General features: G+C 41.9%; 7 protein-coding genes. 3 read left to right on the top strand and 4 right to left on the bottom strand.

Annotated features, from left to right (window positions below; genetic code table 11):
* Window positions 1-2: 2 nt before the first annotated feature.
* The 3 genes from PQ469_RS14215 to PQ469_RS14205 form a co-directional block, all read right to left on the bottom strand.
* Window positions 3-1,670: a RagB/SusD family nutrient uptake outer membrane protein gene (locus PQ469_RS14215; protein WP_274213552.1), complete on the bottom strand. Its 1,668-nt coding sequence runs from the start codon at window positions 1,668-1,670 to the stop codon at window positions 3-5.
* 21 nt (window positions 1,671-1,691) lie between these two features.
* A complete protein-coding gene (locus PQ469_RS14210; protein WP_274213551.1) occupies window positions 1,692-4,835 on the bottom strand; it encodes a SusC/RagA family TonB-linked outer membrane protein in 3,144 nt (1,047 codons plus the stop codon).
* A gap of 859 nt (window positions 4,836-5,694) precedes the next feature.
* A complete protein-coding gene (locus PQ469_RS14205) occupies window positions 5,695-9,816 on the bottom strand; it encodes a hybrid sensor histidine kinase/response regulator (protein ID WP_274213550.1) in 4,122 nt (1,373 codons plus the stop codon).
* Between the two features lie 666 nt (window positions 9,817-10,482).
* On the opposite strand from PQ469_RS14205, the gene PQ469_RS14200 reads away from it, so the two are divergent.
* Genes PQ469_RS14200 through PQ469_RS14190 form a run of 3 tightly spaced genes read left to right on the top strand, consistent with a single transcriptional unit; the run spans window position 10,483 to window position 11,398 of the window.
* Window positions 10,483-10,821 (top strand): hypothetical protein, encoded by a 339-nt coding sequence (locus tag PQ469_RS14200; RefSeq protein WP_274213549.1) that lies wholly within the window; start codon window positions 10,483-10,485, stop codon window positions 10,819-10,821.
* Window positions 10,818-11,054: a hypothetical protein gene (locus tag PQ469_RS14195; protein WP_274213548.1), complete on the top strand. Its 237-nt coding sequence runs from the start codon at window positions 10,818-10,820 to the stop codon at window positions 11,052-11,054. The genes PQ469_RS14200 and PQ469_RS14195 overlap by 4 nt, the downstream gene beginning before the upstream one ends.
* A gap of 59 nt (window positions 11,055-11,113) precedes the next feature.
* A complete protein-coding gene (locus PQ469_RS14190; RefSeq protein ID WP_274213547.1) occupies window positions 11,114-11,398 on the top strand; it encodes a hypothetical protein in 285 nt (94 codons plus the stop codon).
* Here the strand turns inward: PQ469_RS14190 and mobC are convergent.
* Complete coding sequence (gene mobC, locus PQ469_RS14185) at window positions 11,395-13,296, bottom strand: conjugal transfer protein MobC (protein WP_274213546.1); 1,902 nt, start codon at window positions 13,294-13,296, stop codon at window positions 11,395-11,397. The genes PQ469_RS14190 and mobC overlap by 4 nt on opposite strands.
* Window positions 13,297-13,299: the final 3 nt, after the last annotated feature.

Raw genomic sequence — 13,299 nt, 5'->3', positions numbered from 1 at the left:
ATTTATTTAAAAGTGTATGGTACTGCTGGTTCTAATAATTTAGGATCGGCGGTTGTTTCATTTATTGGTATAGGCAATAAAAAGTCGGTGCTTTTTGGTGTAACCGCGCTGTGGTAAACAGTTTTGCGGTCATTGGCATAAGTGCCTCGTTCCTGCTGGCTTATAAATTGAGTAGCAAGCGGGTGCGAGTTATTCAATATACCATTCCATCCATCAATGCGGCAAAGGTCAAACCAGTAGTCGTTTTCGATAGCAAATTCATGCCTTCTTTCAGTTAAAATATCATCCTGGATAATAGTTTTAGTAACAGCATTGTTAAACGTGGCATCATAATTAGGATTAGGAACTACGTGATTACGTTTTATTACCGTTAATGGCGCTAGATTTGCCCTTTTCCTGATTGTATTAATATAAGCCAGCGCCTGCGCATCTGTCGAGGTAGAGTTTTTGCCAACAATTGCTTCTGCTGCAATTAAATAAACTTCGGCATAACGCATTAAATAAGTGTTATTTGCCGCAGATTGCGACGCGCCAACACCGCCATTGTCTGCAGGTGTACCAACCACATATTTTTTAATAGCAGCATCAGTACCCTGGGAATTAATATTATCAGGCACGGTGTAACCTCCGGCCGCTGCCGTAATTTCGGGGTAAAAATCCTTGGCTTGCATAATAGTAGCATGCAGGCGTAAATCGCCCCCTTCGTAAGAGTTTTGTAAGTCGATAGTGGGGCCTAATACGCTATAGCCATCACCCGTGCCTGTAATAATACCACTTGCCGCAAAAAAAGCCTGAGCCGGGTTTCCGTGACCATAAGATGCACCGCCAGCCCATTGTATCTGGCAAATGCTTTCTTCGTTGTTATTATTGGCTGTTTTAAACAGATCGTTGTAAGTTTTATTAGGCAGATCTATCCCATATAATTTAAACTCTCCGCTGTTGATTACTTTTTGTGCCTCTGCAAGCGCATTAGGATAATCCTGCATATACAGGTATAATTTGGCCAGCATAGCCGAAGCTGAACCACTTGACACATGGCCTTGAGTGATAGCTCCTGTCCTGATCATCTTGGTACAATTTGCTTCAGCAAATTTCATATCCTTAACCATCAAGGTGTATATGTCTTCTATCCTGTTGCTATTTACCTGGAAATTGGTCAAAAAGTTACTGGCATCCTCAATAATAGGCACGGCTCCCCATAACCTCACAATATGAAAATAAGCCATGGCACGCATAAAATGTGCTTCGCCCAAAGCATTGTTTAAGACAGCTGGGGTTACGCCCGCGCCTGCTCTTGGGGGCATTAAATTGATCAGGGCATTAGCTTGCGCCACAACTGTCCATAATGATGACCACGCGGCATCATTTTGCGAATTGAGGTTGGTAACGGCGCCGTTCAGGTTACCAAAATCGGTAACATCTGATGAATAGCTGCGGCCGTTACCGCCGGTCATCTCGCATACTGCCCAGCCCGGTTTGGCGCAATAATTAAACCAGGGAGAATTATAAAGATTAAGTGTGCTTGATGCTACCTGGGCATCGGTTTTATAAAAATTGTCAATAGCTATCGCATTTTCAGGCGGCCTGTTGAAGAAATCTTTTTTACAGCCTGTCATGGTAACAAAACCAATAACCGTTGCGCTGATTATATATTTAATATTTGCTTTCATTTTAAATCTTTTATGGTCAAATTAAAATTCCGCGTTTATTCCAAAAGAAATAACCCTTGGCGAAGGATATCTTCCCAAATCCACATTGGTTAAAAACACGTTTTGGTTTTGCTGGCCAACTTCGGGGTCAAGGCCTTTATAACCTGTTATTACGAACAGGTTTTGTGCACTGCAATACACTTTTAAACCGCTAAGTGCAATACGTTTAGCCCAAGCTGCCGGTACATTATATCCTAAACGTACATTTTGAAACCTTAAAAAAGATGCGCTTTGCAAAAACCTGGTTGACATGTTGAGGTTTGGGTTAACGCCGCCCTTTGGAGCAGGAATAGTGGAATTAGGGTTAGATGGGCTCCAGTAATTTGCAGCTTCGGCAAGTTGATTGGTGTATAACCCATTCAGGCCTTCTATAGTGTAATCCAGGTAATTCAGCACTTTGCCACCATAAGATCCATAAAGGAATATAGACAGATCAATACCTTTATAACTGAAATTATTGGTAAAACCATAAGTAAAGGTTGGGTTAGGATTACCGATAGCACTCATATCGCTTGCATCAATCTTGCCATCATGATTGGTATCAACATATTGTATATCACCTAAAGTTGTTGCACCAGGGGCACCCAGCGTAGTGCTTGTTGGCTGGCCAAATTGTATTGGCGCATTTTGCAACTGGTCTTCAGTTTTAAATATTCCTTTAACGGTGTATCCGTAAAACTCGCCTATAGGGCCGCCAACTTGCGTACGTGTAACCGGGATCTGCAAAAAGCCCGAGGTAACGCTGGCATTAATTATACTATTGTTGTAGGTAGAAACAACTTTGTTAACGTAATGGCTAAATGTTACCGTAGTATTCCAGTTGAAATTCTTTGAAACAATGTTTTTTGAATTAATACTGAACTCAATACCCTTATTGCTAACCTCTCCTCCATTTACATAAAGCGGGCTGATCCCGCCAAGATAATTGGGGCCGCCGGTTAAAAACTCGGGTAAGGGTGCCTGGAAAAGGAATTTCTTCGAGGTTTTATTATACCAGTCGACAGTTGCGTTAACCCTGCCGAATAAAGTGAAATCCAAACCTATATCAGTTTGTATAGATGTTTGCCAGGTAAGGTTAGGATTGTTATAATTTGACACATTAAAACCTGTACCTAAGCCTGTGATTGTTGGATTAAGCGCAGAGCCGTATTGGTAGCCCGGTATGTTCTGATTACCTACCTCACCGTAACCAATTCTGAATTTCACATTATCAGCAACGCTTTTAATGCCGGCCATAAATGATTCGTTTGAGATCGTCCAGCCAAGGGCAGCAGATGGGAAATAACCTGTTTGGTGACCTTGTGCAAAGTTTGATGACCTATCCGACCGGATAGTTGCAGTTAGGCTATACCTGTTATCGTAGTCATAAATTGCACGGGCATAAAAGGACTGCAAGGTGTTAGACGACTTGTTTTCGCCAATTGTAGGTATTTTAGCACCCCCGAGGTTAAGTGTCGGTAAGTCGTTACTTAAAAAAGTATTAGTTCCGGCGCTCATGCTGTTGTAGTTGCTTTCATTCAATTCATAACCTGCTGTTGCAGTTATATTATGTTTTTGGGCAAACGTATGATTGTAGGTAATGTACTCCTTCCAGTTCCATCCTAAAGCCTGATCAGTATATTCACTCAAACTTGCTATAGGGTTGCCATATATAAGCGAAGGATTAGTAGGAGATGTTACGGTGTATGATGGGAAGAACAATACACTTTTTGAAAAATTATCATAGCCGCCAATTTCCGATCTTAACGTCAGATTTTTCAAAAAACGGATGTCGGCGTAAAAATTCGCATTTATTTGGCTCCGCACCAGGTTATTGGTATTTAAGGATGCCAATGCAACTGGGCTTATAAAAACACTGCTACCGTATGATGCGGGGGCAACAGTATAACTGCCATCCGGATTGCTGGCCGCCTGATCGGGAGCATTCAACAATGCCTGGTAAACGATACCACCGTTATCACTCGCACCTATATTTTGGTCGGTACGGTTTAATGTCATATTTGAACCAAGTTTAAACCAATCCTTCAATTTTCCCTCAACGTTTGTACGGAAAGAGTAGCGTTTGAAGTTTGACGCTATGATGGTACCGTTTTGTTTAAGGAAGCCGCCTGAAATATAGTAATTTACGTTTTCGTTACCACCGTTCATCGAAAGGTTATGGCTTTGCATTGGCGCGGTTCTGAACACCTCTTTTTGCCAATCGGTACCCGGACCAAGTACGGTGGGATCTGCAAACTCGCCCCTGCGGCCTATGCCGGTAATATCGGCTATCGCGTTTTGTATAGCGGCGTATTGAGGTAGGTTCATCATTTTAAGGAAATGTCCTTGCTGCTGAATGCCGTAATAACCATCGTAATTTAAATGAGCCGAACTGTTTTTACCCTTTTTTGTGGTAATAATGATAACACCATTTGAGCCACGGCTACCGTATATAGCTGTAGCGGATGCATCTTTCAAAATATCAATAGATGCAATATCATTTGGGTTAATATAGCTTAGAGGGCTAACTGTATTTTCGCCATTATTTTGATTTTGGGTGGTATAGGCAGAACCATCAATGTATACACCGTCAACTACATATAAAGGCTCATTTGAACCCGAAAGAGATGTTATCCCCCTGATGTGCACAGAGGCCGAACTACCCGGCGCGCCTGTACCGTTGGTAACGGTAACACCTGCGGCTTTACCCTGTAGCAATTGGTCGACGCTTGTTTGTGGGATATTCTGAATATCCTTGGCGGTTACCGATGATATGGCGCCATTTACGTCCTGGCGCTTTTGCTGGCCGTAACCAATTACTACCACATCGGTTAATGCGGTAGACATGTTGACTAATACAACATTAATAATAATTTTTTTGCCTATCACAACGTCTTGCGGTTTCATCCCGATAAACGAGAAAGTAAGTTCGGTACCGCCACTGGGTACGCTGATGCTGTAATTACCATCCTTATCTGTTATAGCCGAAGCCTGGCTATTTTTTACCCTGACAGAAGCCCCGGGCAAGGTTATGCCTTTGTCGTCTGTTACTGTTCCTTTGATTACTGTCGCCAGGTTTTGCGCCCCTGCCCGGAAGCATACAAAAAGAGACAAAAACAGCAATGCCATTCGTAGAATTTTTCGCATAATTGATTTACTTAGTTTATTTGGTTTTTATTTGATTTATTGGTTCTGTTACTATGATTGCCATCATCTTTTTTTAACACGTGCAGAGTTATTAATGAAAATCATCAATGTTTATGCGCCTGTTGTTCCCATCAATAAATGACAAACAATTGCTTTAATAAAATTGGTTATATACGCTTATCAGGTTTATACTAAACTGGGCAATATTATTGCCGGGCATTAATACATGTTTATAATGAGGGTAAAATTATATGCGAAACCAAACCCGGTTGTGGATAAATAGGGGTACAAATGTCAACCTTGTATATGATATTGATTATCAATTATTTAATTGATTAAACTAAAGATATTTATTGAAAATTGACGTGCAGAAGTTACAAATGTATCCCCATAAACGATTTAGCATTACATTTTGAACTGAAAAAATAGTATCACTTTAACGAGGTCAACAGGCTATTTTACGGGGCTTTCGGGATGACGCTTTGTTGCTGATGCGTAAAAAAAGTGTTACATTTTGACACGCGGTATCGCCTTTGAAAAGGTTTATGATTTGATTGTTTGAACTCACTTAGGGGCGATAATTAAAAAAGAGGGTTATTACGAGGCACGATCAGTTAAACCGGAAGAAATTGGGATGAGATGTTAATTTTAGAGCCTCACAACAACCATGGCATTGCACGGAGCAATCCCCGACATGCTAAGTCCCACATAGTTTGGGATTGCTTCGTGCCTCGCAATGACGGTAGTTTTGGACATTGGTTTAACTATATTTCGTTGCTCGTCATCCCCATTTTTTTCAGGATCATCCTGATGGATCCTCGACATATTAAAAACATGTCATTATAAGGCTTACACCACGCTAAGATTCTATCTCTTCAGCAGCCTCAGCGTACTTTGAAGGGATGGTATTGTACTCGGCTTTAAACATCTTTACAAAATATTTCTGGCTTTTGAAGCCTACTTTATGGCAAATCTGCGAGATGGTTAAATGGCCGGTTTCCAATAGCTGGGCGGCGCGTTTCAACCTCATCGACCGAACCAACTCGTTGGGGGTTTTGCCCGTCATGGCCAGGATTTTCTTGTATAGGGTATATCTGCTTACAAAAACTTCGTTGCTCAATTCCTCGACCGAGAAATTGGGGTTGGAGATATTACTATCAATCAAAATTAGTACCTTTTTCATAAACTGCTCGTCCGGCGAATCGATATGCATTTCAGTAGGGCTTACCTCTACCTGTTTGGTATAGGTTTTACGCATGCTTTCCTGCTGGCTCAGTATATTCCTGATTTTTGATTGTAGTATCTCGAAGTTAAAAGGCTTGGTAAGGTAATCTGTTGCACCGGTTTCTAATCCCTTTAATTGCTGGTCTTCGCCTGTTAAGGCCGTTAATAGTATTACCGGGATGTGCGAGGTTCGTTTATCATTTTTTATTTTTAAACAAAGGTCGATACCGTTCATCTCGGGCATGCTGATATCGCTTACAATCAGGTTAGGGTGTTGCGCCAGGGCCTTTTGCCAGCCCTTTTTTCCGTTTTCGGCCTCAATCACGTTGAATGCCGACTTTAAATTGTCTTTAATGTAAAACCTGAAATCGTCATTGTCTTCAACCAATAACACTGTTGGCCTTTTGCTATCCCTGTTGTCTTTTAGGGAGTCGATTTTGGGCAAACTATATAACGGAGAAAGTTCAGTGGAATGTTCAAACGGCATCATCGTATCTGTTAAAACACTGATATCCAATTGCACCAGCGGCAATAATACCGTAAAGCAACTGCCTTGGTTAAATTCGCTCTCAACATATATCTCCCCCTCGTGCAGCTTAACAAATTCTTTGGTTATAGATAGGCCTATGCCGCTGCCCTGGTTAAGCATTGATCCGGGTAGGTCGTTCTGAAAAAAGGGATCGAAGATCCGGTTCAGCTTATCGGCAGCAATGCCGATACCTGTGTCAATAACCCTTATTTCTAACAAATGCTCACCAGTATCCTTTTTATCAATCAGGTTAATTAAAACGCTTACCTGCCCTCCCTCATGGGTAAACTTATAGGCATTTGAGAGCAAATTGAACATGATCCGCTCTATTTTATCATGGTCAAAGCTTGTGTAGTAGGTATCTATTTCTGAATCGAAAATAAAACGGATACTTTTTTGATCGGCCACATCGGTAAATGCAAGCGAAAGGTCTTTTATAAAGCCAATAATGTCGCCGTTCATCTTATGCAGTTTTAATTCCTGGTACTCCATCTTCCTGAAATCAAGCAATTGATTTACCAGGTTTAGCAGGCGTTTGGCATTACGGTTTACCAGCATCAGCTGCCGTTGCACTTCAGGTTCGGCAATTTGTTTCAGGATCTTGTCCACCGGGGCCATAATAAGCGATAGGGGCGTGCGGAACTCATGGCTTACGTTGGTGAAAAATTTAATCTTCATTAAATCCAGCTCGTGCATCCGCTGCGCCTCTTCCCGCTCCTTCTCGATAGAAAATTGCGTACGTATTTTTTGGATGCCTCTTCTTCTTAGATATAACAATGAGCCTACCGCCAATAATGTATATAAGATGTAAGCCCAGGTGGTTTTCCAAAATGGCGGCGATATATTGATATTTAACGTAAGTTCCTTCCCGTTCCAGCTTTCGTTGTTGCCAGCGCGAACTCTGAACACATAGTCGCCCGGGTCCAGGTTGGTATAAGTGGCTTTGCGAACCTTGTTATCGGCGTTTATCCACCGCTTATCAAATCCATCCATTCGGTATTGGTAATTTATTTTATTGGGGTTAAAATAATTAAGAGCCGCAAATTCTATAGCAAAAACGTTGTCATTATATTTTAGCTTAAGGTCTTTTAAATCCACGATAGACTGCGTTAATATTACCGAACCGTTCACCTTATCACCAACCTTTACCGACTGGTTAAAGATTTGCAAATCGGTAAAGACCAAATTTGGCGGATTGGTGTTATTTAGGATATTTGAAGTTTTGAAAATATTAAACCCATTGCCGCCTCCAAACAGCAGCTCCCTTGTCTTGGTTTTGTACGATGAGTTTTCGGTAAACTCCCGCCCTTGTAGCCCTTCTGTTTCGTTATAGTTAACAAAACGAAACTTGAGCTTGCCTGCCGAACGATCGATAAAAATGCTTGATAAACCATTAGGAGTACTTACCCATATATTATTACGGCTAAACTCCTGCATATCAATCACTGTATTATCGGGCAAGCCATCAAGCTTATTAATATTGGTGAATTTTCCGGTTTTATAATCAAATATGCTGATGCCTTCGCGGGTGCTTATCCAAATCAGGCCATCTTTGTCTTCCAGTATATTATTGGTGTTGTTGTTAATGAGGCTGTTGGGGTCCTTTTCGTCATGTAAGTAATGCAAAAACTGGTGATCTTTTTTTACTAAAAGATCTAAGCCGTAGGCCGTAACAATCCATAAATTTTTACGCCTGTCTTCAATAACCGAACTGATGTAATTGGAGTGGATGGAACTTTTGTTCATGTCTCCGTCAAACCGGTATGCGGCAACCACATTCCTGTTTTTATCAAGCACATTTAAACCAGCCGATAAGGTACCCACCAACAAGTTATGGTCGCTATCCTCAGTTATGGCGCAAACCCTGTCTTCAGATATGCTGTTTGCGTTGGCATCGCTATGCCTGTAATGCTTAAATACCTTGCCATCAAAGCAATCAAGGCCGCCATAGTACGTGCCTATCCACAGCTTTTGTTCGTGATCAATAAATAGCTTTACTACAACATTATTGGTAAGGCTGTTTTTATCGGCAGCGTTGTGCAGGTATTGTTTAAAGCTACCTGTCTTCCTGTCCCAGTAAATCAGCCCTCCGCCGTTGGTGCCTATCCATATATTGCCCAGTTTATCTTCAGCAAAACTATTTACGTCGCTAAATGGCAGGCTGCTTTTATCCGACAGGTGATGCGTGTAGCTGGCAAATTTTATAATGTTTTGGTGATAATAACTTATCCCCCGCTTATAACTGCCGCACCAGATAATGCCTATATCATCCACATAAACACAGGTGATGCTGTTTTGACCTACCGTTTTATCATCATCTTCCCGATTAAGCAGGTATTGCGTTGTAAAATCCTGTTTGTTAAGTATGTTAATCCCCCCATGATCTGTGGCAATCCAAATCCTGTTTTTATCGTCCTGGATAACATCAGATATGACATCGGTATTTATACTGCCCGTCGCTTTTAAAATATGTTTAATTACTTTGGTTTTGGGGCTAATGAAAAATACACCCTTTGAATAACTGGGCACAAAGGCCCAGATATCATCCTGCTTATCAATAAAAATTTTATAAGTGGTACTTAATGCCGCCGGCAGTTGCTCAAGTTTCAATCGGTAATTAACCTTATAACTCTTAGGATCCAGCCGCTCCAATACGCCGGCGCTTGATATGAGCCATATATTTCCTTTTGAATCAACCGACAGATCGGTAACCAGGTTTGAATAAATAGATGTGTTATCACCTTGTTTATGAAGCAGGTTAATAGTTTCTTTTGTTACAGGGTCATACTTAAAGAGCCCCTGTGTTTTGTGATGCTCCAAAAACCAGAAATTGCCTAATCTGTCTTTTTTTATGGCTAAAATGTAGGTGTCGTATACCTTAATTTTGTACATGAAATCCTTCAGGTTTTTGCTGAACTTTTCGGTAGCGGGGTCATAAATATTAAAGCCCGTACGGGTTTCTATCCACAGCTTATTTTCGGGCCCTGGGTTTATGCTTACAATGTAATCATCATCTAACGTAGTAGTATCGCCGGCAACATGCTTAAAAGTTTTAAAACTGTAACCATCATACTTATTTAAGCCCGATAGGGTACCAAACCACATAAAACCCTTGTTATCCTTATAAATACAGTTTACCTGGTTGTGGGAGAGGCCTGCATTAATATCGAGATGGGAAAACCGAAACTGGTTATTTTGCGCGTTTACATAATTTAATGTAAACTTCATTAACAGGAGTGAAAATAAAGCCCTGAGCTTCATGGTGGTATTCGGCGTAAATATTGGTTTATGATTGCTGGTAAATAATCTTAAAGATATCATTAATAAATCCCTAAAAAGAAATTTAATTGTTTAAAATACAATTTATTAGCAATGCAGGTTCTGTTATTTAACCGCATTTTAGGAAACTAAACTTGGGCGGTTTGGGAAAAGAGTATTAGGAAATAGGCCAGAGATGGTAATAGTACCAACGACATTGAAAAACAGGGTAAATTGCTTCAACATGTTTACCGGTCACAAAAACTTCGTTTTAGACGTACTTCCTTTACCATTTAGGCACTCACCGAATTCGCCCCTTTTTTGTTGCGAATTGGTGCATAAAATGCTATTTTGATAAAAAAAATGCAATTTTTTGATTTTTAGGTTTTTAGAATCTTTCGATATTGTTTTTAGTAGCCCGATGTGTAATCCCCGGTTGGGGGGAAATTCAAACAAGTACTTCAAATTGTGAGGGGGGACCTTACGCCGCAATTTTTCATTATTCCAGACCCAATCGGAGAGGGCTCTTTGTAATTGTTCGTGAAATTTCCCGGCATAATACATTCCACAAAATGATGAATACATTTTAAAATACTAATATTTTTAGCATAAATTTGTAAGCATAATTGAGGGACTATGGCTGATCAGGTTTTAACAGCGGATAACAGGACGGTAATTGCGGACACCGATTCCGATCTTCGGATATCAGTGAATGACCGGAAAGAAGTAAAAATAGCGGAAGGAACCGCTTATTGTTTGGCAACGCTTTATCGTATCAAGGGCGGATTTATCTCCGATAAAGTTTACGTTTTCCAGGCAGTTGAGGTTGATCTCGTAACTTTAAAAAATGCGGTAGATTTCTTTTTTACCACTTTACTGGAAACGGAATTGTATGTGAAACAGGTGCCACAGGATCCAGCTTTATTTCCACAGGAGGCTGCCAGAATATACGGAACTGTTATTTTAGCGGCATGAACGAGACTTTTGTCATACGGGTTGCTTTTCAAGGCACGGAGCACGAGTTTAAAGCGCGCTTTGAGCGTTGGGGCTATACCCACCGGATTGCCGTATTGATTGATGAGACGACCTTTACTTTTGAGCCGGATGAAGAAGGCGGTTATCGGGCGCTGGCCGAAGGACCGGCAGCTACGGTCAATACAGGCCTGTTACAGGTTGTAGCTGAAAAGTTGGCCAAACTCCGTGACTGACACCGTCGGGCTGTAAACAGGATTCACAATTGAAGGGTAATTCATCTTAATACGATGCTATGAAAACAGCAAATGGTTTGACCTTATTAGGTCGTCTTTTAGACAAAGTATGCGCTGCTGATCTGCTTCACCGTGAACATCGGTTGGTTTTAGGTGCCCGTATAGATCATTTGTTTGCTGAAACCGGCTTGAACCGTTTGCAATTCGGCGACCGTATACGGGTGGAAATGAACGAACTGCTGGCCTGGTTGTCCGATACCCGCGACCTGACCCTGGAAACATTGACCGAGATCTGCGGGCTGTTCCACATCAGCATTGGTGACCTGGTAACTGAGCAGCCTTAGCTATGCATATTGGCGAGTTGCTCGACCAGTTCTTTAATATCTCCTTTGATCCGTTGATAATTCATTTGGATCTCGGTATTGGAAATCTTTCTGGCGTCAGGGATGGCCCGGTAGGTGCGTTCCTCCAGCGAAATGGCTTCGTGGTCATTTTGGATCTGACAATGAAAGGCTTTGAGGTCGATCTTGTTGGTGGGGTCATCAGCGACCATGCCGACAAATTCACCCGACGATAAACCTGCTATTTTGGAAGCGGGGATGGCATAATCTAATTGCGTCGACCGGCTCACCGAAGTGTCTGTGGCATTAATGGAGATACTTTCTTTAACCTGGTTGATCTTGCCAAATCTTTCCGAAAGTTGTTTGGCGGTATCACCGGTGACTTGGCCGCAAACAATATTGCCGACAATATTCATGATGACCTCTGCTTGTTCGCGGCCGTAGTCTTTTTTGAGCTGGCTATAATCTTGTACCGCCAAAGTCACCGCCACTTTATTTGACCTTGCAGTCGCGATCAGGTTATCGATACCGTTGAAATAGATGGTCGGGAACTCATCGAAGATCAGGCTGCATTTCTGCTGATTTTTTCTATTCACGAGTTTATTGATTCGGTTAATGTACAGCGACAATACCGCGCCATAGACCTGCGATTTCTGCGGGTTGTTCGCCAGACAAACGATCTTCGGGTCGTCCGGATTATTAATGTCCAACGAAAAATCATTACCGCTAAGCACATAATACAATTGCGGTGATGATAGCCGGGCCAAACTGATCTTGGCGCTGGCGATCTGTCCCTCCAACTGCTCGTAAGCTTCATTCTTCCAGGCCGAGATAAAGGGATTGATCAATACTTCTATTTCGGGTTGGCTCTGTAGCACTCCGAACAAGTGTTTGTATTCTACTAAGGATAACTCAATGACGTGCGGTAAAGTGCAATATTTACCGCCCTGGTATTTTTTAAGGAACCACATCAGCGCCGTAACGAAATTGATCGGTGATTCGACAAAAAAGTCACCCTGCTTCTTGATCCATTCCCGGTTCAAACCCAGCATGACCGTCCGGCTGGACTCTATGGCATCCGTAATATCCAGCATGGTATCCGGTTCCAGGGGATTGCTGCGGTGCATGATATTTTCAAAGTTAATCACATAAAATGAGCGGCCACCGTGTTGGCGTAACGCGTTATAAGCGATGCGGGACAAATCATCATACTTAAAGTCATAGATCAGCATACTAAAGCCCTTTTTGATATGCTGGGTGATGAGGTGCCGGATCACGAAATAGGATTTACCGGCACCAGGGCTGCCGCCGACCAATGTACCCCTGAACGGGTTAATGATATTGATCCAACTGTCCCGCTCTTTGCTTTTCAATTTGTATTTGGCCGGCAGATTGATGGAGTACTCGTTTTCGAGCAGCCTTTCTTCCTGTGGGAACGTTTCGTTCTCCTTATTGAAAATATCCCCGCCCAATTTGACTTTTAGCATCCGGAACAATAACCCGCCGCCCGTCATAAATAAGAGGTAACCAAATGCGGTGGCTCCGATATAAAGCCATGGCCAGCGGAGTAGATAGCTGCTGAAAAAATAAATAAGCAAGCCGGTCAGGCAATAGGTAACAATAGTTTTGGGCCTGATTTTTTCATCACGCTTGCCTTTGCTGCCGACCAGCGATACTATGAGCAATAACAACGCGCTAGCTTTGGCAATAAATGCTGTTTTGAATACGGCCATTTTGGATAGCGGCACCAGGATATGGTCGACGACCTTATGCGTTAATTTCAGTTCCTGAAATGCTGAATAACAGGATAGGTAAAAATGAATGATCAGTATGGCGATGCTTAGTAGCCTGGTAAAATCAATGATCTTGCGCAATGCCTGTTCGTTTTCTCCGGTTTGCATAGT

It is taken from the genome of Mucilaginibacter sp. KACC 22773, from assembly GCF_028736215.1.
GTDB lineage: Bacteria > Bacteroidota > Bacteroidia > Sphingobacteriales > Sphingobacteriaceae > Mucilaginibacter.
This window is presented reverse-complemented; position numbering and strand designations above follow the sequence as displayed.